General features: G+C 68.5%; 21 protein-coding genes. 5 read left to right on the top strand and 16 right to left on the bottom strand.

Going from position 1 to position 20,644, the window contains the following annotated elements; translation table 11 throughout:
- Window positions 1-2 precede the first annotated feature (2 nt).
- From ACN6O8_RS12190 to ACN6O8_RS12255, 14 genes are all read right to left on the bottom strand, one after another.
- The gene (locus tag ACN6O8_RS12190; protein WP_427991303.1) at window positions 3-794 is read right to left on the bottom strand and encodes a polysaccharide deacetylase family protein; all 792 of its coding nucleotides are present in this window, start codon (window positions 792-794) and stop codon (window positions 3-5) included.
- Window positions 778-1,722: a YncE family protein gene (locus ACN6O8_RS12195; protein ID WP_427991304.1), complete on the bottom strand. Its 945-nt coding sequence runs from the start codon at window positions 1,720-1,722 to the stop codon at window positions 778-780. The genes ACN6O8_RS12190 and ACN6O8_RS12195 overlap by 17 nt, the downstream gene beginning before the upstream one ends.
- A gap of 262 nt (window positions 1,723-1,984) precedes the next feature.
- Entirely contained in the window at window positions 1,985-2,200 is a 216-nt protein-coding gene (locus ACN6O8_RS12200) for a TOBE domain-containing protein (RefSeq protein ID WP_006227327.1), read from the bottom strand.
- 90 nt (window positions 2,201-2,290) lie between these two features.
- Window positions 2,291-3,196, bottom strand: coding sequence for an ATP-binding cassette domain-containing protein (locus ACN6O8_RS12205; protein WP_427991305.1), 906 nt, complete (start codon window positions 3,194-3,196; stop codon window positions 2,291-2,293).
- Between the two features lie 27 nt (window positions 3,197-3,223).
- On the bottom strand, window positions 3,224-4,051 hold the full coding sequence (locus ACN6O8_RS12210) for a MetQ/NlpA family ABC transporter substrate-binding protein (RefSeq protein WP_427991306.1): 828 nt from the start codon (window positions 4,049-4,051) through the stop codon (window positions 3,224-3,226).
- 22 nt (window positions 4,052-4,073) lie between these two features.
- Window positions 4,074-4,736, bottom strand: a complete 663-nt coding sequence (locus tag ACN6O8_RS12215; RefSeq protein WP_427991307.1) for a methionine ABC transporter permease — start codon at window positions 4,734-4,736, stop codon at window positions 4,074-4,076.
- The gene (locus tag ACN6O8_RS12220; protein ID WP_427991308.1) at window positions 4,736-5,545 is read right to left on the bottom strand and encodes a methionine ABC transporter ATP-binding protein; all 810 of its coding nucleotides are present in this window, start codon (window positions 5,543-5,545) and stop codon (window positions 4,736-4,738) included. The genes ACN6O8_RS12215 and ACN6O8_RS12220 overlap by 1 nt, the downstream gene beginning before the upstream one ends.
- A gap of 28 nt (window positions 5,546-5,573) precedes the next feature.
- Entirely contained in the window at window positions 5,574-6,800 is a 1,227-nt protein-coding gene (locus ACN6O8_RS12225; RefSeq protein ID WP_427991309.1) for an acyl-CoA dehydrogenase family protein, read from the bottom strand.
- Window positions 6,801-6,824: 24 nt separating this feature from the next.
- Complete coding sequence (gene ssuC / locus ACN6O8_RS12230; RefSeq protein ID WP_427991310.1) at window positions 6,825-7,607, bottom strand: aliphatic sulfonate ABC transporter permease SsuC; 783 nt, start codon at window positions 7,605-7,607, stop codon at window positions 6,825-6,827.
- Window positions 7,607-8,779 (bottom strand): FMNH2-dependent alkanesulfonate monooxygenase, encoded by a 1,173-nt coding sequence (ssuD, locus tag ACN6O8_RS12235; RefSeq protein ID WP_427991311.1) that lies wholly within the window; start codon window positions 8,777-8,779, stop codon window positions 7,607-7,609. Before ssuD ends, ssuC begins: the two co-directional genes overlap by 1 nt.
- A gap of 17 nt (window positions 8,780-8,796) precedes the next feature.
- Window positions 8,797-9,762 carry a sulfonate ABC transporter substrate-binding protein gene (locus tag ACN6O8_RS12240; protein WP_427991312.1) on the bottom strand — a complete coding sequence of 322 codons (966 nt, stop codon included), beginning with the start codon at window positions 9,760-9,762 and terminating at the stop codon, window positions 8,797-8,799.
- A gap of 18 nt (window positions 9,763-9,780) precedes the next feature.
- The gene (gene ssuE, locus ACN6O8_RS12245) at window positions 9,781-10,374 is read right to left on the bottom strand and encodes an NADPH-dependent FMN reductase (RefSeq protein ID WP_427991313.1); all 594 of its coding nucleotides are present in this window, start codon (window positions 10,372-10,374) and stop codon (window positions 9,781-9,783) included.
- Between the two features lie 50 nt (window positions 10,375-10,424).
- Window positions 10,425-11,231 (bottom strand): MetQ/NlpA family ABC transporter substrate-binding protein, encoded by an 807-nt coding sequence (locus ACN6O8_RS12250; protein ID WP_427991314.1) that lies wholly within the window; start codon window positions 11,229-11,231, stop codon window positions 10,425-10,427.
- Between the two features lie 111 nt (window positions 11,232-11,342).
- Window positions 11,343-12,713, bottom strand: a complete 1,371-nt coding sequence (locus tag ACN6O8_RS12255; RefSeq protein ID WP_427991315.1) for an LLM class flavin-dependent oxidoreductase — start codon at window positions 12,711-12,713, stop codon at window positions 11,343-11,345.
- Window positions 12,714-13,265: 552 nt separating this feature from the next.
- Here ACN6O8_RS12255 and ACN6O8_RS12260 point away from each other — a divergent pair.
- The 5 genes from ACN6O8_RS12260 (at window position 13,266) to ACN6O8_RS12280 (ending at window position 19,100) form a co-directional block, all read left to right on the top strand.
- A complete protein-coding gene (locus ACN6O8_RS12260; RefSeq protein ID WP_427991316.1) occupies window positions 13,266-14,954 on the top strand; it encodes an ABC transporter substrate-binding protein in 1,689 nt (562 codons plus the stop codon).
- Window positions 14,955-14,967: 13 nt separating this feature from the next.
- The gene (locus tag ACN6O8_RS12265) at window positions 14,968-15,945 is read left to right on the top strand and encodes an ABC transporter permease (protein ID WP_427991317.1); all 978 of its coding nucleotides are present in this window, start codon (window positions 14,968-14,970) and stop codon (window positions 15,943-15,945) included.
- Window positions 15,942-16,826 (top strand): ABC transporter permease, encoded by an 885-nt coding sequence (locus ACN6O8_RS12270; protein WP_427991318.1) that lies wholly within the window; start codon window positions 15,942-15,944, stop codon window positions 16,824-16,826. Before ACN6O8_RS12265 ends, ACN6O8_RS12270 begins: the two co-directional genes overlap by 4 nt.
- Window positions 16,823-18,532 carry an ABC transporter ATP-binding protein gene (locus ACN6O8_RS12275; protein ID WP_427991319.1) on the top strand — a complete coding sequence of 570 codons (1,710 nt, stop codon included), beginning with the start codon at window positions 16,823-16,825 and terminating at the stop codon, window positions 18,530-18,532. Before ACN6O8_RS12270 ends, ACN6O8_RS12275 begins: the two co-directional genes overlap by 4 nt.
- Before the next feature lie 130 nt (window positions 18,533-18,662).
- Entirely contained in the window at window positions 18,663-19,100 is a 438-nt protein-coding gene (locus tag ACN6O8_RS12280; protein WP_427991320.1) for a universal stress protein, read from the top strand.
- 13 nt (window positions 19,101-19,113) lie between these two features.
- Here ACN6O8_RS12280 and ACN6O8_RS12285 read toward each other — a convergent pair whose 3' ends face one another.
- Window positions 19,114-20,127 (bottom strand): 2Fe-2S iron-sulfur cluster-binding protein, encoded by a 1,014-nt coding sequence (locus tag ACN6O8_RS12285; RefSeq protein ID WP_427991321.1) that lies wholly within the window; start codon window positions 20,125-20,127, stop codon window positions 19,114-19,116.
- A gap of 18 nt (window positions 20,128-20,145) precedes the next feature.
- Complete coding sequence (locus ACN6O8_RS12290) at window positions 20,146-20,625, bottom strand: GlcG/HbpS family heme-binding protein (protein ID WP_427991322.1); 480 nt, start codon at window positions 20,623-20,625, stop codon at window positions 20,146-20,148.
- Between the last annotated feature and the right edge of the window lie 19 nt (window positions 20,626-20,644).

Genomic DNA, 20,644 nt, shown 5'->3' on the forward strand with positions numbered 1-20,644 from the left:
GATCAGTGATGCGTGGCGATCCAGTCGCGGTAGGCAGGATGCGTGTCCAACGTGGCAAAACAATAGCCCTTGCGCTGCAGGCCTTCAATCAGCGGCTCCAGCACGGCCGGGGCCCAGGGATCCTGGCGCGACCAGATGCCCAGGTGCGCCAGCAGGATGTCGCCCGGTTTGACCGTGCGCAGCGCCTGATCCAGCAACTTGGCGTTGGGGTATTTGTCGCTGGGCAGCTCGTCGCCCAGAAAACCGGCGGGCGCCCAGCCCACGTGCTCGTAGCCGCAGGCCTTGGCCGCGCGCAACAGGGCCGGCGAGGTCTTGCCGCCCGGGGCGCGGTACAGCGGCAGCATCTGTTTGCCCGTCATCTGCGTGAAACGGGTGGCGGAACGCTTGATCTCGGCGCAGTACTGCGCGGCCGTCCAGATCTGGCGCTTGCCGGTGTCGGGCCCGGCGCTGGGCTTGACGCGGAATTTGCCGTCGGGCTGGTCGCCCTGCCAGTACACGTGGTCGTAGGTGTGCGAGCCGAACACGTGGCCCTCGGCCGCGCGCGCCTTCCACCATGGCGCCCATTGGTCATCCAGGCTGCTGCCGTCGGTCAGGGTGCGCTCGTTGGCCAGGAAGAAGGTGACCTTGACGTGGTGGCGCGCCAGCACGTCGGCGATCAGCGGCGCCACGCCCATGTGGCCGGTGTCGAAGGTCAGGTAGACCGGCTTGTCACAGGCGGCCGGGGCCGCCGTGACGGCCTGGGCCGTCAGCGCCAGGCAGACGGCAAGCGCCAGCCGTTCAGCGGGTCGGCGCATGGTTCAGCGTCCAGACGCCGTGCGGCGACTTGCCGACGTTGACCTGGTTGACCACTTTTTTCTGTTCCAGATCCACCACCGTGAGCTTGCGGGCCCAGCGCGAGGTGACCAGCAGCGTCTTGCCGTCGGCCAGCACATCCATGCAGTCGGGCCCGCCCGGCACCGGGAAGGTGTCGACCACGGCCAGCGTCTGCAGGTCGATGCGGCTGATGGAATTGGCGGTGCGGTTGCTGACGAACAGGTGGCGCTGGTCGCCCTGGGCGCGGAAGGCGTGCGCGCCGGCGGCGGTCTTGATGCGCGAGATCAGCTTGGCCGGGCCCTTGCTGACGTCATAGGCCTCGACGTAGGAATCGCCGGTCAGCGCCACCAGCAGCGTCTTCTGGTCGGGCGTCAGGAACACGTCGGCAGGGGTCTTGCCCACCGACACTGTCCACTTGGGCGTCTGCGTGGCCAGGTCGATGGCGATGAGCTGGTCGCTGTCCTGCAGCGTGACGTACGCCGTGGTGCTCTTGGCGTCGATCATGATGTGGCTGGGCGTCTTGCCGGCCGGGATGCGCTTGACCAGTTTCAGGTCGAAGCCCTTTTCCAGCGGTTGCCAGGCGTAGATGTCGATGTGGTCGAGGCGGTTGGCGGCCGTGACGAACCACTTCATGTCCGGCGAGAACTGCAGCTGGTAGGGATCGACGATGCCGGTCAGGGTGCGCTGCACCTCGCCGGTCTTGGGATCCAGCAGCGTGATCGAGTCGCCGGTGGCGTTGGCGACCATCAGCGACTTCTTGTCAGGCGTGAGATACAGGTGGTGCGGCTCCTTGCCCGTCGGCACGCGCCGCACTTCGGTGTAGGTGGCCGGATCGACGATGCTGACGTTCGCGTCCAGGGAGTTCAGGACAAAAATCGGGGCCGACGCCGCGGCGGCGCTGAGCGCCATCCCTGCGCCGAAAACGGCGCAGCGGACAAAATGCAAGGGGTTCAATTTCCAGGTCCGACAAAACGGGATCGGGCACCGATCCCAATGCCCGTCATTTTGGCATAGCCAACTGTCAAAAAACCGTAAGCCAGCGGCGCCCCGCGAAAGCTCCGGCCTTGTTGCGGCACCACAACAACGGCTTGCCTCACCGTTCGCAATATTCGCAAAAAGCCGTTGCGCGGCAACGGCTTGCGAGCCGTGGCCGGCCCTGGAACGGCCCCGTTTACAGCTTGGCGACCGAGACCTCGGTGGCCTTGACGAAGGCCAGCACCTCGGTGCCGACCTGCAGGTCCAGTTCCTTGACCGAACGGGTGGTGATGACCGAGGTGACGATGCCGGCGGGGGTGTCGACGTCGACCTCCGAGACCACCGGGCCCAGGATGATTTCCTTGATCTTGCCGCGGAACTGGTTGCGGGCGTTGATGGATTGAATGCTCATGGTTCTGCTCCTGAAAATGGAAAGATTTCCGTTGGATCCCGCTCGCGCCGGAGTGGCGCTTGCCGGGAAAACCGCATCGGCGACCCGGGCCTAGACCGCGAGCCGCAAGTGCCGTATCTGTATGACCGGCGCCAGGGGCCCATCCCCCGCCGCCGGCGCCGCCTGTTTCATGACCACCCGCAGCACGCGCGCCTCCAGCGCCGCGAAGGCGGCCGAACCGCGCTGGCGCGGCCGCGCCAGCGCGACGCGCTCGTCCAGCACCACGCGCCCCTCGTCGATCACCAGGATGCGGTCGGCCAGCGCCACCGCCTCGCCGACATCGTGCGTCACCAGCACCGCCGTGAACCCGTCCCGGCGCCAGAGATCCTCGATCAACTGCTGCATGCCGATGCGGGTCAACGCGTCCAGCGCGCCCAGTGGCTCATCCAACAGCAGCAGGCCCGGCCGGTGCACCAGCGCCCGGGCCAGCGCCACGCGCTGACGCTGGCCGCCCGACAATTGCGCCGGCCAGTCGCCGGCGCGGTCGCCGAGGCCGACCTGACGCAAGACCTCGGCCGCCTGCGCCCGGGCCGGCGCCGGCAGGCCCAGCGCCACGTTGCGCAGCACGCTTTTCCAGGGCAGCAGGCGCGCGTCCTGGAACATCATCCGCACCCGGCTGTCGGCCGACCATTGCGGAAAATTGTCGAACAGCACCGGCGAGCGCGCCGGCACCCCGCCCTGCGCCCCGCTGGGGGTTTCCAGCCCGGCCAACAGGCGTAGCAGCGTGCTCTTGCCGCAACCGCTCTGCCCCACCACCGCCACGAATTCCCCCGGCTCGATGTCCAGGTCCAGCCCCTTGAGCACCAGGCGCTCGCCATAGCGCTTGGACAACTGGCGCAGGGTCACGCGCAACGCGGCCCGGGCCGGCACGGCGTCGAGGGCGGCCGGCTCGCGCTCGCCGCGCCCCGGCACGTCCAGGTGCCGCAACAGTTCGAACTCGTTGGGATGGATGAACATGGTTCGCTCTGCGCGCGCGGCGCGTCCTCAGCGGGACGCCGCCAGCTTCTGCTGATAGTCGGTCTTGACGAAGCCGGCGAACGATTTCTCGGTCACCGCCAGGAATTCGGGCGAGGCGTAGGCCGCGGCGATGTCCTTGACGAAGGGCTTGTCCAGGTCGGCCGTGCGCACCGCCACCAGGTTCTGGTAGGTGGGCGTGGTCTTCTCCAGCGCCAGCGCCTCGGTCAGCTTCAAGCCCGAGGCCAGCGCGAAGTTGCCGTTCACGAACGAGTAATCGGTGTCTTGCAGCGAGCGCGGCAACTGCGCCGCCTCCAGCGGAATCAGCTTGATCTTCTTCAGATTCGCGGCCACATCTTTCTCGGACACCCGCAGCGGGTCATAACCGTCGCGCAGCTTGATCCAGCCCAGTTCCTGCAGCACCACCAGCGCGCGCGCCTGGTTGGTGGGGTCGTTGGGCACGGCCACGCTCGCGCCCTCGGGCGCGGCGTCCACGCTCTTGTACTTGCGGCTGTAAATGGCGATGGGCGCGGTAGGCACCTTGACCAGCTCCGACAACGCCAGCTTGTTCTTGGCGGCGAAGTTCTCCAGGTACACGATGTGCTGGAAGGCGTTGGCGTCGAGCGCGCCCTGCGCCAGCGCGAAGTTAGGCTGCACATAGTCGTTGAACTCGACGATGCGCACGGTATAGCCCTGCTTTTCCAGGATCGGCTTGATGCCCAGCTTGATCTGGTCGCTGTAGGGGCCGGCGGTGGCGCCGAAGACGATTTCCCGCTTGGCCGGGTCGGCGGCGTGCACGGCGGCGGACAGCGAGACGACGGCGGCGGCCAGCGCCAGGCTCGGGAGTTTGCGTTTCATGGATGGATCCTTCCTTGCGGAGTCAACGTTTGTCGATGCGTCGCGCGACGGTATTGCCGGCGAACTGGATGATCTGCACCAGCACCACGAGCAGCGCCACGGTCAGCACCATCACGTCGGTCTGGAAACGGTAATAGCCATAGCGGATGGCCAGGTCGCCGATGCCGCCGCCGCCAACCACGCCGGCCACCGCGGAGTACGACAAAAAGCTCACCGCCAGCACGGTCAAGGCCAGCACCAGCCCGGAGCGCGCCTCCACCAGCAGCACGCGCCGCACGATCTGCAATTCCGAGGCGCCCGCCGCATGCGCCGCCTCGATCACGCCGCGCGGCACTTCGCGCAGACACTGTTCGACCAACCGGGCGAAATACGGGATCGCCGCGAACGACAGCGGCACCGCCGCGGCCACCGGCCCGATGGAGGTGCCGGCGATCGCCCGCGTGAACGGCACCAGCGCCACCAGCAGGATGATGAAAGGGAACGAGCGCACGGTATTGACCGTCCAGCTCAACAGCCGGTGCGCCAGCGGGCGGTCCAGCGACTGGCCCGGGCCGGTCAGGAATACCAGCACGCCCAGCGGTCCGCCCAACAGGATCGACGCGGCCAGCGCGATGCCCAGCATCAGGAAGGTCTGGCCGACCGCCACGCCCAGCTCGGGCAGCAATTGCACAAAGGTATCCCACATCACGCAACCTCTTCGTAAGGATGGGCGGCCTCGCGGATCAGCTCGCGGCCGAGCGCCGAGGTCAGATGCACGCCGGCGCCGGAGATTTCGGCCTGCTCCAGCACCTGGCCGTTTTCCATCACCGCCACGTGGCGGCACAGCGCCCGCACCACCGCCAGCTCGTGCGTGACGATGACGATGGTCACGCCCAGGCGCCGGTTGATGTCGCGCAGCACGCTCAGCACCGAGCGCGTGGTCTCGGGATCGAGCGCCGAGGTCGGTTCGTCGCACAGCAGCACCGCCGGCTCGCTGGCCAGCGCGCGCGCGATCGCCACGCGCTGCTTCTGGCCGCCGGAAAGCTGCGCCGGATGGCTGGCGGTCTTGTCGGTCAGGCCGACGATCTCCAGGCAGTCGCGCACCCGCGCGGCGATCTGCTCGCGGCCGCGGCCGCCGTGCACGCGCAGGGGAAAGGCCACGTTCTCGAACACAGTCTCGTTCTGCAGCAGATTGAACTGCTGGAAGATCATGCCGATGTTCTGCCGCGCCGCCCGCAGGGCGGGCTTGCCGAGCGCGGTCAACTCGGTGCCACCGACCCGCACCGTGCCTTCGTCCGGCCGTTCGAGCAGGTTAATCAGGCGCAACAAGGTCGATTTGCCGGCGCCGCTCTTGCCGATGATGCCGAAGGTGTCGCCGGCGCGGATCGACAGCGACACATTGCGCACCGCGTCGAAGCGGCCGCTGCGCGTGGCGAACGACTTGCTCACCGCGTCCAGCCGGATCAGCGGCTGGGGCAGGGATGCCAGGTCGGGAAGGGAGGAAAGATCGGTCATCGCGGAATCATGGGGAAAGTGCGGCGCATCAGGAATACGCGGTGGCTTCGGGAATCTGGTCGAGCAGCGCGTAGCGGCCCAGGTCGCGGATCTTGTACGCCACGGGATCGTGCAGCGTATGCACGCGCGCGTTGCGCCAGTAGCGGTCGTAGCCATAGGGGGCGGCGGTGGACGAAGCGCCGGTGACATCGAACAACCCATTGCCCACCTCCAGCGCGGCGCGGTGCGCCAGCACCTTGGCCTGGGCGCCGGCCACCGCCACCTCGCCGCGCTCGTCGGCGCTCAGCGATGGGCCGCGTGCCAGCGCCGCGTCGAGCCGCTGGCCGGCCTGGTCCGCCAGCGCCCGGGCCGCCTGCACCCGCAACCAGAACTCGCCGAACCGCTCCTGGACATAGGGATCGTCGGCGTGGCGCTGCACGCCGGACGCGAACCACGGCCTCGCCTCGTCGCGTACGTAGCGGCGCGCCTCCTGCAACGCGCCGCTGGCGATGCCCAGGTAGAGGTTGGTCATGATCAGTTGCGCCACCTGCGAGCGCAGCGTCGCGCGCGGCGCGGGTTCGACGCCGGGAGCCTGCAACACCTGCACCGGATCCAGCCGCACGTGGTCGAAGCGCACCGTGCCGCTGTCGGTCTGGCGCTGGCCGAAGGCATCCCAATCGGGATTGACGGTGATGCCGTCGGTGCGTGTGGGCAGCGCGGCGATCAACGCCGTGTCCGAAGCCTCGTGCCACGCGGAGAAGGTCAACAGGTCAGACCCGACCGAGCCGGAGCTGAAGCGCTTGACGCCGTCGATGCGGTAGCCGTCCCGCTCGACGCGCGCCACCACCCGCCGGTCGAGCGGATTGAGCGCATTGCCCCAGAACAGATCGCGCTCGACCGTGGGCCGCAGGAAGTACTCATGCTGTTCGGGCGTGCCGTATAGCAGCACGCCGGCCACCTGCAGGTGATGGAAACCGAACAGGTGCGCCAGCGCGCTGTCGGCTTCGGCCAAGGTGCGCACGGCGGTCAGCACCGTTGACCAGTTGGCCCCGGTGCCGCCATATTGCGTCGGTACCGACAGGCGCAGCAGGCCGCTGGCGCGGATCCGCTCGCGCTCGGCGGCGGCATGGCCGCCCTGGCGGTCGCGTTCGACGGCGCTGGCGGCCAAGTGCTCGGCCAGGGATTGAACGGCGTGCGCGGTATCGGCCGCGCGCGCCGGCGCGGCACCGTTGGCCGGCGCGTGCTGGGTATCGGGATGGGTCTGGATCTTGGCCATGGCATGTCGTCTCTGGAAAAGCGTTCAGGCGGGCCGGTAAGCCGGGTTCCAACGCAACAGGCGGCGCTCCAGCGCCCGCGCCAGGGTGTCAGCGGCCTTGCCCAGCAGCGCGTACAGCAGAATGCCCAGCAGCACCACGTCGGTCTGCAGGAACTCGCGCGCGTTCATGGTCATGTAGCCGATGCCGGCCTGCGCGGAAATGGTCTCTGTCACGATCAGGATCACCCACACCAGTCCCAACGCGAAACGCAGGCCCACCAGGATCGACGGCAGCGCCCCCGGCAGGATCACGTCGCGATACAACGGCCAGCCCGCCAGGCCATAAGAGCGCCCCATCTCGATCAGCGCCGGATCGACCGAACGGATGCCGTGGAACGTATTCAGGTAGACCGGGAAGAACACCCCCAGGGACAGCAGCGCCAACTTGGCGGTCTCCTCGATGCCGAACCACAGGATGACCAGCGGAATCAGCGCCAGCACCGGAATGTTGCGGATCATTTGCAAGGTGGTGTCCAGCAGGGTTTCGGCGGTGCGCGAGGAACCGTTCAGCAGGCCCAGCGCCAGGCCCAGCCCGCCGCCCAGCAGCAAGCCCCACAGCGCCCGCAGCGCGCTGATGCGCACGTGCTGCCAGAGCTCGCCCGACACCGCCAGCGACCAGGCCGCGGCCGCCACCGCCGACGGCGCCGGCAGGATGCGCGAGGACAGCCAGCCGGCCTGCGCGGCCAGTTGCCACAGGCCCAGAATCAGGAGCGGAACCAGCCAGGGCGCCAGCGCGCCGCGCCAGCCCGGCTTGCGCGCGGCATCCATCAACTGGCCGCCTCCTTGGGCACCAGTTCGGTGGCCATGACTTCGCCAAACGGCCCGGTCAGCACGGTATTGCCGACCTGCTTGCCGCCCTTGCCGGGCAGCAGGGGGAACACCAGCTCGGCAAAGCGGTACGACTCTTCCAGGTGCGGATAGCCAGAGAAGATGAAGGTCTCTATGCCCAGGTCGGCGTATTCCTGGATGCGCGCCGCCACCGTCGCGGGATCGCCCACCAGGGCGGTGCCCGCGCCACCGCGCACCAGGCCCACGCCGGCCCACAGGTTGGGCGCAATCTCTAGGTGCTTGCGGCCGCCCTGCTCGTCGTTGAGCTTGCCGCCGTGCAGCGCCGCCATGCGGCGCTGGCCTTCGGAATCCATCTTCGCGAACGCCGCCTGCGCGGCGCGCACGGCATCCTCGCTCAGGTGGCTGATGAGGGCGTCGGCGGCGGCCCAGGCGGCCGCTTCGGTCTCGCGCACAATGACGTGCAGACGGATGCCGAAGCGCACGGAGCGGCCGTGCCGCGCGGCGCGCGCCTTGATGTCGGCGATCTTCCTGGCCACCGCCGCGGGCGGCTCGCCCCAGGTCAGGTATACGTCGAGCTGTTCGGCGGCCAGTTCGTGCGCGGCCTCCGACGAGCCGCCGAAGTACAGCGGCGGATAGGGCTTCTGCACCGGCGGGTAGATCACCTTGCCGCCCTTGGACACCAGTTGTTGACCTTCGAAGCTGTAGCCCTCGGCGTGGTGACTGTTCTCCAGGATGCCGCGCCAGATGCGCAGGTAGTCGGCGGTGATGGCGTAGCGTTCGTCGTGGCTGACGAAGACGCCGTCGCCCTCCAGTTCGCCCGGGTCTCCGCCGGTCACCACGTTGACCAGCAGCCGCCCCTCGGACAGGCGATCGAAGGTGGCGGCCATGCGCGCCGAGAACTGCGGCGAACTGACGCCGGGACGGATCGCCACCAGAAACTTCAAGCGGCGCGTGGCGCCGATGAGGCTGGAAGCCACCACCCACGCGTCCTCGCAGGAGCGCCCGGTGGGCAGCAGCACGCCGTCGTAACCGAGCGTATCGGCGGCCACGGCCACCTGGCGGAAGTAGTCATAGCCGGCCGCCCGCGCGCCACGGCTGGTGCCGAGGTAGCGCGAATCGCCGTGGGTGGGAATGAACCAGAACACATCCATGGAATGCCTGCCCTTTGCTATTTCAGGCCCGACGGCGCGGCGTCGAACACGTTGAGGGGTTTGGGAATCAGCTTGAGCGCATGGAACGCGTCGGCCACTTGCTGCTGCTCCAGCAGCACCTCCCGGGTGATCGGTTGCACGCCGTAGGCCAGCCGCCCGGCGGCCAACTCAACCACGGCCTGGTCCAGTCCCAGCACCGGCTGCAACAACGCCACGGCCTCGGCGCGGTGATCGCGCGCCCACAGGTCGCCCTTGCGGATTTCGTCCAGCACGATCTGGATCACTTCGGGATGCGCCTGCTGATAGGGCCGCGCAGCCAGGAAGAACTGGTAGTTCTTGACCACGCCGGTGCCATCGGCCAGTACCCGCGCGCCCAACTGCTTCTCGGCCGCCGCCTGGAACGGATCCCAGATCACCCAGGCGTCGACCGAACCGCGCTCGAACGCGGCGCGCGCATCGGCCGGCGTCAGGTAAGCCACGTTCACGTCGGCATAGGCCACGCCGGCCCGCTCCAGCTGCTTGACCAGCAGGTAGTGCACGTTGGAACCCTTGTTCAGCGCGACCTTCTTGCCTTTCAGGTCGGCCACGCTCTTGATCGACGAATCCTTGGGCACCAGGATGGCCTCGCTGGTCGGCGACGGCGGCTCGTTGCCAACGTACACCAGCGCCGCGCCGGCGGCCTGCGCAAACACGGGCGGCGCCTCGCCGACGGTGCCGAAGTCGATCGAGCCGACATTCAGCCCTTCCAGCAGCTGCGGTCCGGCGGGAAACTCGGTCCACTTTACGGTGATTCCCCGCGCCGCCAGGCGCTTGTCCAGGTCGCCCAGGGCGCGCACGATGGTCAGCGTGCCGTACTTCTGGAAACCGATGCGCAGCGTCTTGGCCTCCTGCGCGTGCGCGGCGGGCCACAGCAGCGCCGCGCACAACAGCGCCGCCAGCCAGCGCAAAACGGAAAGACGCGACATCCAGATCATGCTGCGCATGGACACTCCTTTTTCGGGTCAGACACTGAAGCCGCCCGCGAGGGCGAGCCGGCCAAGATCGAAGGCTTCGTTGACGACAACCCCGCGCGGGCGCAACTGCTCGGTCAGGCGTTCCACCGAATCCTCCAGCCGCGCCCGAACGTCATCGTCGATGTGGCTGGCGCCGTCGTCCTCGACCCGCACCTGCTTGTCGGTGGCGTAGACGCCCGCCAGGATGTGGCGCGCGCCCAGTGCCGACAACACCGGCTTGAGGCCATACTCCAGCGCCAGCAGGTGCGCCGGACTGCCGCCGGTGGCGATGGGCAGCACCACTTTGCCCGCCAGCGCCTTCTCGTCCAGCAGATCCAGCACTGCCTTCAGTCCGCCCGAGAACGAGGCTTTGTAGACCGGGGTCGAGATCAGCACCGCATCGGCGGCGGCCACGCGGGCTCGCAAGGCATGCGCGGCGGGCCCGGCGTAATGGCCTTCGACCAGGTCTTCGGCGGGAATGTCGCGCAGGCCCAGTTCACTGATGCCCAGTCCGCGCGCGCGCAGCAAGTGCGCCGCATGGCGCAGCAAGGCGGAAGAACGGGAACGCTGCGACGGACTGCCCGCCAGGGTGAGGATGCTCATATTGAATGGCCGGGGTTGCGTTGGAAAAGTGTGCGTGGCGCCTGGGCGGATCAGAAGGCGGGAATCAGCGAGCCCTTGAACTCGCTCTCGATGAAGCCGCGCACTTCGGGCGACTGGTAGGCGGCCACCAGCTTCTTGACCCAGGGCTGGTCGCGGTCCTTGCCGCGCACCGCGATCACATTCGCATAGGGCCCGTCGGCGGCCTCGCGACCGATGGCGTCGCGCGCCGGCACCAACCCGGCCTGGGTGGCGTAGTCGTTGTTGATGGACGCGGCGGTCAGATCATCGAGCGAGCGTGGCAATTGCGCGGCGTCCAGCGGCACCAGCTTGAGCTTGCGCGGGTTGGACACCACATCCGAGGGCGTGGCGTTGTTCTTTTCCTCGGCCTCGGGTTTGAGGGTAATGAGCTTGTAGGCGGCCAGCAGGCGCAGCGCGCGGTTGCCGTTGGACGGATCGTTCTGGATGCCCACCGAGGCGCCTTCGGGCAGATCGTTGAGCGACTTGATCTTGCGCGAGTAGAACCCCAGCGGCGCGGTCACGGTCAGGCCGACCGGCACGATGTCGAAGCCGCGCGCCTTGATCTGATTGTCGAGGAACGGCTTGTGCTGAAAGGCGTTGGCATCGAGGTCGCCGGCATTCAACGCGGCGTTGGGCAGTTGGTAGTCGTTGAACTTGACCAACTTGATCTCCAGGCCGTCACGAGCGGCGACTTTCTTGACGACGTCGAAGATCTTCTCGGTGGTGCCGACGGAGATGCCGACGGTGATGGTCTTTTTCTCTTGTGTATCGGCGCGGGCCGCACCGATCAGGGTCAGGGCCAGGGTGGTGGCGGTGAGCAGGTGGCGGGTGAAGGACATCGTGTTTTTCCGACCGGATTCGAATGGGATGACAGGATTCTGTCATTGCGAAATCCTGGGGAAAAATACTTAGTGGGTATGAGGATATGTGCGCAAGAACCGCCGCCGAGGCTAAGCTGCCACCCGCCGATACTCCCCGGCGGCATGCTCCCCGGGCAACCGCCCCCGCCCCGCCCCAAAAAGCTTCTCGCGCAGCGTGCCCTGCGCATAAGCCGTCTTGTAGACCCCTCGCTCCTGCAACTGCGGCACCACCAGATCGACGAAATCCGCGTAGCACTCCGGCGTCACCGTCCTCGCCAGGTTGAAGCCATCGATGTCCGTCTCTTCCACCCAGGAGACCAACGCGTCGGCCACCTGCGAGGCGCTGCCCACCAGTGCCGGGTAGCGGCCGCCCAGCGCCATGTCGGCCAGCAGGTCGCGCACCGTGCGGTCGGTGCGCGCCACGGTCAGGTTCTTCACCGCCGATTCGATCGCGTTGTTCTTCACGTAGCGGATCGGTTCGTCCGCGCCATAGCGCGAAAAGTCGATGCCGGTGGAGCTGGCGTAATGGGCCAGGCCGGCTTCGGGGTTGGCATAGCGTAGATACTCCGCATGCTTCTCGCGCGCCTCGGCCTGCGTGCGGCCCACCACCGCCGTCACCCCCATGAAGAACTTGATGTCGCGCGGGTCGCGGCCCGCGCGGGCCACCGACTCGCGCACGTCCGCCACCAGTTTGCGCAGGCCTGCCTTGGTCTGGCTCGACACGAACACGCATTCGGCGTGGCGCGCCGCGAAGGCCTGGCCGCGGCCCGATGAGCCGGCCTGGTACAGCACCGGCGTGCGCTGGCGCGACGGTTCCGACAGGTGGTAGCCCTGAACCTTGTAGTACCTGCCCTGGTGGTCGATGGGCCGCACCGCGGCCGGATCGGCATAGACGCGCGCATGCCGGTCGGCGCGCACGGCGTGGTCGCTCCAACTGCCTTCCCACAGCTTGTAGGCCACCTCCATGAACTCGTCGGCGCGATCGTAGCGTTCATCGTGCGCGATCTGCTCGGACAGGCCCATGGCGCGCGCCGCGCTTTCCAGGTAGCCGGTGACAATGTTCCAGCCGATGCGGCCGTCGGTCAGGTGATCCAGGGTCGAGAAACGACGCGCCAAGAGATACGGCGCCTCGTAGGTCAGGTTCACCGTTACGCCGAAGCCCAGGTGCCGGGTAGCGGCCGCCATGGCCGAAACCGTCAGCAGCGGGTCGTTGACCGGCAACTGGATCGATTCGCGCAACGTCAGGTCGGCCGAGTCCTGATAGACGTCGTAGACGCCGACGATGTCGGCCAGGAACAGGCCATCGAACAGGCCGCGTTCCAACAGGCGGGCCAGGTCTGTCCAGTAAGCGAGCGTCTTGTACTGCGTCGAGGTATCGCGTGGATGCGTCCACAGGCCGTGGTTGATGTGGCCGACGCAGTTCATGTTGAACGCGTTCAGGAGGATCTGCTTCTTCGCCATGGCATGCCGTTGCGTTGGGATCAGGGGGGGCCGCCGCGCCCGGGCGCGGCGTCGTTCGGGTAAGGGTTGCCGGCCGCGCGGCGCGTGCAGCGCACCGGGTCATGCGGGCTATGAGTGCGGGCGGCGGGCGCGACGCGGGCAAACTCGTCTTGTCCGGCCAGCACGGGGGAATCGGCGGCTTCAGGCATGGCGCGAGGGCGCAAAAAAGGAAAAAAAAGCAGCCTACCGATACGCCGCGCCGCGCGGAAGGACGGATTTCTCATGCGGATATTTGGAATCGGTATATGCGCCGTGACGGGGCCATCCCTATTTATTGGCGGGGCGCGCGCCGGCATATCCAAATCACGAAAGAGTGTTTGCGGCGCGCTTTGCCGCTTGCTTAGAGTCGAGTTTTTCCTCGACCGCGCGCGCGCCTTCATGCCCGAACTGTGCGCAATGCCAGGCGGCGCGCACTGCTCGCCACCCTGCCGCGCATCGCGCCCGAGGACCTGCCTGCCCTGACCAGCCTGGCCTTATGACGCGGCCGCTCCCCTTACAACCAAAGGAATCCGCATGACCCAGCCCTTGCCCCCGGCGCCCGCCACCGACGCGCCGCTGGATGCCGTCAACCCCCTGCGCCGCTGGCTGATGAGCGCCGGCGCGCTGATGGGCGTCGGCGCCCTGTTCCCCAACGTGATCATGGCGCCCGCCCATGCCGACACGCAAAGCCTGCCGAACACGCTGGATGGCGCAATCAAGGGCGGCGTGCTGAACGCGGTGGTGCATCCCGAGCCGCCCACGCTGGCCTTCTACCTGAACTCGTCCACGCCCACCGGCGCCGTGGTCAGCAAGATCTTCGACGGCCTGGTGGAGTACGGCCCCGACCTGAAACCGCGCCCCCTGCTGGCGGAAAGCTGGCGGGTCGCGGACGACGGCAAGACCATCACCTTCAAGCTGCGCCAGGGCGTGCTGTGGCACGACGGCAAGCCGTTCACCGCCGCCGACGTCAAGTGGTCGGCCGAGGAAGTCTGGCTCAAACACGCTCCCAGCGCGCGGCGCGTGTTCCAGTACCTGCGGCGGGTCGAGACGCCCGACGACCATACCGTGGTGCTGCACCTGTCGCAGCCCACGCCGGTGGCGCTGAACGCCATCGACTCGCTGGGCGCGCCGATCCTGCCGCGCCACCTGTTCGAAGGCACCGACATCCAGAACAACCCGTACAACAACAAGCCGGTGGGCACGGGGCCATTCGTCTTCAAGGAATGGAACCGCGGCAACTACATCGTGCTCGAGCGCAACGAGCATTACTGGCAGCCCGAACGGCCGTTCCTGGACCGCATCGTCTGGAAGATCGTGCCCGACGTCTCCGGCCGCGCCACCGCGCTGGAGACAGGCGCGGTTTCGTACGGCGAACGCAATCCGGTCGCCTTCACCGACGCCACCCGCTTGTCCAAGCTGCCCAAGCTGGCCGTGGATACGGCCGGCTACAACGGCTTCGCCGCCTGGCTGTGGCTGGAAGCCAACCTGCGCGACCCGATCCTGTCGAACCTCAAGGTGCGCCAGGCCATCGCCCACGCCGTCAACAAGCAGGCGCTGGTCAAGACCGTGTGGAATGGCTACGCCGAACCCTTCGTCAGCCCGGTGCCGTCGCTGGTCAAGCCCTACCACAACCCCGACGTGCAACAGTATCCCTACGACCCGGCGCTGGCCGAGAAACTGCTGGACGAGGCCGGCTACCCGCGCGGCGCCGGCGGCTGGCGCTTCGCGTTGACGCACGACTACATCCCGTTCGGCGACGACTACCGCCGCACCGGCGAATTCGTGCGGCAGGCGTTGCGCAAGATCGGCATCGACGTGACGCTGCGCGGTCTGGACCTGGCCACCTGGACCCGCAACGTTTTCACCGACTACAACTTCCAGCTAATCAGTTCGTGGGGCACGGTGCTGATCGACCCGCAGTTGGGCGTGGAGACGCGCTACTGGAGCAAGGCCGAGGCCCGCGGCACGCCCTGGTACAACGTGTCGGGCTACAACAATCCGGAGATGGACCGCGTGATCGAAGCGGCCCAGGTCGAGACCGATCCCAAGAAGCGCATCGAACAGTACAACGAACTGCAACGGCTGGCGCAGCGCGACCTGCCGCTGATCGGGCTATTCGAGTTCCGCTGGTTCGGCGTGTGGGACAAGCAATTGCGCAACGTGACCGATGCCTCGTCGCACTCGCGCAACAACTTCGCCCACGTCTGGCTCGGCAAGGCCTGAAGGACTCCGCGACATGCTTGCGCGCCTGCCCCGCCCCGTCCGTTCCCTGCTGCAAATCCTGTTCGTGGTGGCCGCCACCGGGGTGGCCAACTTCTTCCTGCTCAAGCTGGTGCCGGGCGACCTGGTGGACGTGATCGCCGCCGAAAACAGCGGCATCACGCCCGCCCACGTGGCCGAGCTGCGGCAGGCCTATGGCCTGGATCAGGGCCTGCTGGCGCAGTTGGGCTATTACCTCAAGAGCCTGGCGGCGCTCGACCTGGGCTATTCGTTCCGCTACGGCGAGCCCGTGGCCAGCCTGATCTTTGGCCGCCTGCCGGCCACGCTGGCGCTGATCGGCACCGGCCTGGCGCTGTCGGTGGCGCTGGGCGTGCTGCTCGGCGTGCTGGCCGCGCGACGGCCGCACGGCCTGCTGGACACGCTGCTGTCGGGCCTGGCCACGGCGGGCTATTCGGCGCCGATGTTCTGGACCGCGCTGATGCTGATCGTCGGCTTCGGCGTGCACCTGGACTGGCTGCCGGTCGGCGGCATCCGCGATGTCGGCGCCGCCCACACCGGCTGGGCCTTATGGCTGGACTACGCCCGGCACCTGGCGCTGCCGGTGGCCACGGTGGCCATCTATTACGTCGCCATCTATGCTCGGCTGTCGCGCGCCGCCATGATCGAGACGCTGCAGGAAGACTACATCCGCACCGCCCGCGCGCGCGGCAACGGCGAGGCCCGCGTGATCTGGCGCCACGCGCTGCGCAACGCCATCCTGCCGGTGGTCACCATGCTCGGCCTGCAGAGCAGCGCCTTGCTGGGCGGCAGCATCGTGGTCGAAACCGTGTTCGCCTGGCCCGGCCTGGGCCAGTTGTCGTTCGAGGCCATCGCCAGCCGCGACGTCAACCTGCTGCTGGGCATCCTGCTGATGAGCGCGGCGCTGGTGGCGGTCATGAACATCGCCGTGGACGCCTGCTACGGCCTGCTCGACCCCCGTGTGAGGAAAGCATGAAACGCGCCCTGCTCGCCCTGGCGCGCCTGCTGCGCGCGCCCTCCGCCGCCCTGGGCGCCGCCGTCCTGCTGCTGCTGGCGGGCGCCGCCGCCACGGCCGGCTGGCTGTATCCGGGCGACCCGCTGGAAATGGTGGGCGCGCCCTTCACCTGGCCAGGGACCGACGCGGAATTTCCCGCCGGCACCGACCTGATGGGCCGCGACATCCTGGCCGGCCTGTTCCACGGCGCCCGCGTCTCGCTACTGGTGGGCGGCGCCTCCGCCGCCATCGCGCTAGCGCTGGGGCTGCTGGTGGGCGCCATCGCCGGCTACGCCGGCCCCCGCGTGGACGCCGTGCTGATGCGCCTGACCGAACTGTTCCAGACCGTACCGTCGTTCCTGCTGGCGATCGTGCTGGTGGCGATCCTGGGGCCGTCGCTGTCGACCATCATCTTCGCGCTGGGCGTGACCTCCTGGACCGGCATCGCGCGCCTGACGCGCGGCGAGTTCATCACCCTGCGCGAACGCGAGTTCGTGCGCGCCGCGCAAGCGCTGGGCGCCGGCCATGCGCGCATCATCTTCCGCGAGATCCTGCCCAACGCGCTGCCGCCCATCATCGTCACCACCGCCGTGCTGGTGGCCAACGCCATCCTGTCCGAGGCCGGCCTGTCATTCCTGGGGCTGGGCGACCCGAATGTGGTCAGCTGGGGCAGCATGGTCGGCGCCGGCCGCGAAGCGCTGCGCACCGCCTGGTACATGACCGCCCTGCCCGGCCTGACCATCATGGCCGCGGTGCTGGCGCTGAACCTGCTGAGCGACGCCATCAATGACGCGCTCAATCCCAAGCTGCGGCGGCGCGGCGCCGTGGCGCCCGCCGCTCCGCTACCGACACCCACCACATGAGCACACTGATCGATATCCAAGGCCTGAACGTGGCCTTCCCCGGCCACCAGGCCGTGCGCGGGCTGGACCTGCGCATCGCCGCCGGCCAGACGCTGGCGCTGGTGGGCGAATCCGGCTGCGGCAAATCGACCACGGCGCTGGCGCTGCTGGGCCTGCTGCCGCGCCACGCCCGCGCCAGCGGCCGCATCCTGTTCGAGGGCCGCGACTTGCTGGCACTGTCCGAACGCCAGCGCTGCGCCCTGCGCGGCGACCGCATCGCCATGATTTTCCAGGAACCGATGACCAGCCTGAACCCGGTGCTGACGCTGGGCCAGCAGATCGGCGAGGCGCTGCGCCTGCACCGCGGCGCCTCGGCTCGCGCCGCGCGCCAGCGCGCGATCGAACTGCTGGACCTGGTGCGCGTGCCCGAGCCGCAGCGTCGCGTCGACGACTATCCGCACCTGCTCTCGGGCGGCCAGCGCCAGCGCGCCATGATCGCCGCCGCCATCGCCTGCGAACCCGCGCTGCTGGTGGCCGATGAACCCACCACCGCGCTCGACGTGACCGTACAGGCGCAGATCCTGCGGCTGCTGGACGAGCTGCGCTCGGAACTGGGCATGGCCCTGCTGCTGATCACCCACGACCTGGCGGTGGTCGGCGACTGGGCCGACCGGGTCGCGGTGATGGTGGCCGGCGAGAAGGTCGAGGAAGGCGCCGCCGCCACGCTGCTGGCGCGGCCCCGCCACCCCTACACCCAGGGCCTGCTGGGCGCCTCGCTGCGGCTGGACGATGCCACCCACTACCGCCAGCGGCGCCTGCCGGAGATCCGCACCCGGCTCGACCCGGCATCGGGCCGGCCGGTGTTCGGCCTGGTGACGCCGCCGCGCGTGGCGGCGGCCAACGACGCGGCCGCGGGCGACCCCCACCCTCTGCCCCTGATGCAGGTGCGCGACCTGCGGGTCGACTACGTGACGCGCCAGGGCACCCAGCACGCGGTCGACGGCGTATCGTTCCAGATCGCGCCCGGCGAAACGCTGGGCCTGGTGGGCGAATCCGGCTGCGGCAAATCGACCCTGTCGCGCACCCTGGTGCGGCTGCTGGCGCCGGCCGCCGGACAGATCCTGCTGCGCGGGCAGGACACCTCGCGCCTGGACCGGCGCGGCCTGGCGGCCTACCGCCAGAACGTGCAGATGATCTTCCAGGATCCCTACGCCTCGCTCAACCCGCGCCATACGGTCAACGACATCCTGGAATCGGCGCTGCGCATCCACCACGTGGCCGACCGCCAGGAGCGGCGCCGCCGCATCGGCCACATGCTGGATGCCGTCGGCCTGCCGCGCGGCGCCCTGGCGCGCTACCCCAGCGAATTCTCGGGCGGCCAGCGCCAGCGCATCGGCATCGCGCGCGCCCTGGTGCTGCGGCCGTCGCTGGTGATCTGCGACGAACCGGTGTCGGCGCTGGACGTGTCGGTGCAGGCGCAGATCCTGAACCTGCTGGTCGATCTGAAGGCCGAGTTCAACCTGTCGTACCTGTTCATCTCGCACGACCTGTCCGTGGTGCACTACCTGGCCGACCGGGTGCTGGTGATGCATGCCGGCCGCATCGTCGAGGAGGGCGCCAACGCCACGCTCTGGCGCGCGCCCCGCCACCCCTATACGCGCAGCCTGATCGCGGCGTTGCCGCGCGGCCTGGACGGGGAAGGGGAAACCCTGCGCCGGCGCGCCTGACACGGTGGACGCGGCCCCGGCGCGGGCCGTGGCCGGGGTTCATCCGAACGCGGTACTGGATTGCGGGCAGGGGCGGGCCTATACTGAATCGGCCCTTGCTGGACGTTCCTTTTCTCAAAGGAGACGCAACATGTACAGGCATCTGCTCATCGCCGTGGACGGCTCGCTGCTGTCCGAGTCGGCCTTCAAGAAGGCGCTCGTTTTCGCCAAGGAAATGAACGCCACCCTTACCCTGCTGCGCGCCATCCCGCAAGACCATCTGACGGTCTACCAGGCGGAAATGCTGGGCACCCACCAGCCCCAGCACACCGATCAGGCGCGCAAGAACGCCACCGCCTATCTGCAAGGCCTGGAGACCGAGGCGCGCCACGCGCTGGTGCCGTGCGAGACCGCCGTGGTGGTCAACGACCATCCACACGAAGCCATCGTCGACACGGCGCAGCAGCGCGGCTGCGACCTGATCGTGATGGGGTCGCACGGCCGCCACGGCATGACCGGCTTCCTGCTCGGCAGCGAGACCCAGCGCGTACTGGCGCGGACCAGGTTGCCGGTGCTGGTGTTCCGTTAGCGCCTGGCCGCGCCTACGGCGCCGCCACCGCCGGCGCGTGCTGGAAGGTGAAGCTGTCGGCGTAAACGTGGTCGAGGCTGGCGCCACGCGCGGCCAGCAGCGTGGTCGCCTCGCCGATCATCGCTGGCGCGCCGCACAGATAGAAGGCGTGTTCGGACAGGTCGCCGTGGTCGGCCAGTACCGCCTGCTGCACGTGGCCGCGCCGCCCCTGCCAATCCGCGCCGGCGCGCGACAGCACCGGCACGAAGTTGAAGTCGTACAGGCGCCCGGCCCAGCCCGCGATCACGTCGCGCAGGTACAGGTCGGCCTCGGTGCGCATGCCCCAGTAGAGCGTCACCGGCGGGCAATCGTCGCTGTCCAGCAGCGATTCCAGGATGGCCTTGATCGGCGCGATGCCGGTCCCTGTGGCCATCATGATGATCGGGCGCCAGTCTTGTTCGTGGTAGCTGAACAGGCCCAGCGGCGCCTCGATCTCGAGCGTGGCGCCGGGACGGGCCTGGCCCAGCCAATGGTCGGTGTAGCGGCCGCCTGGAATGCGGCGCACGTGGAAGTCGATCAGGTTGCCGGCGGGCGCCGAGGCCATCGAAAAGCTGCGGGTGGCGCCGTCGGGCAGCACCACGTTCATGTACTGGCCTGGCACATAGTCCAGCGGCGTGTCCGGCGGCAGCGCCAGCGTCAGGTGGACGACGTCGTCGCACAACGGCGCGATCGCGTGCACGCGGGCGGTCAGCCGCCGCGGTTCGGCGAACGGGCGCGGGCTGGGCACGCTGATGCACAGGTCGCTGCACGGCCGCGCCTGGCAGGCCAGGGCATAGCCCTGGGCGGCCTCTTCGGGCGTGAGCGCCATGGGGAATTCCTCATAGGCCACCGCACCTTCGGCGAGCTTGACGCGACAGGTGCCGCAGCCGCCGAAGGTGCATTCGTGCGGCAGGCGGATCGCGGCGCGCTCGGCCGCCTGCAACACGGATTCATCCGGCGCCACCATGAAGGCCTGTCCGGTTTCGAGGATCTGCACGCGGTATGCCATGACGACTCCGGCCAGCGCTTATTTCTTGATGTCCGCCTGCACCAGCACTTTCATGCCGCGCGGCTCCAGCAATTCGGCCAGCGCGCCCAACGCCGCCAGGCCGGCCTGGGTGTCCTGCTCGCCATTGCCGCCGCTCAGGCCGACGCCGCCGATGACCTCGTCATTGACCACGATGGGAAAGCCGCCCACGAACGCGGCGAACTTGCCCTCGAAGCTCCACTGGATGCCGAAAGCCTCGTTGCCCGGCAGCGCCGGGCCATTGGGCGGCGTCGTGAACAGGTGGGTCGAGCGCTTGTGGCCGGCGGCGGTAAAGGCCTTGTTCCAGGCGATCTGCGGACCGGTGATGCGGGCGCCATCCATGCGCTCCAGCGCTATCGGGTAGCCGCCGTCGTCGACGATGCACACCGATTCCAGCACGCCGATCTGTTCCGAGCGGGCGATGGCCGCGCGCACCATCAGGCGCGCTTCTTCGAGTTCCAGGCGATAGATCTGCTTCATGTTGCATGACTCCAAGTAG

This window comes from Achromobacter sp., from assembly GCF_050285565.1.
Taxonomy (GTDB): domain Bacteria; phylum Pseudomonadota; class Gammaproteobacteria; order Burkholderiales; family Burkholderiaceae_B; genus Achromobacter.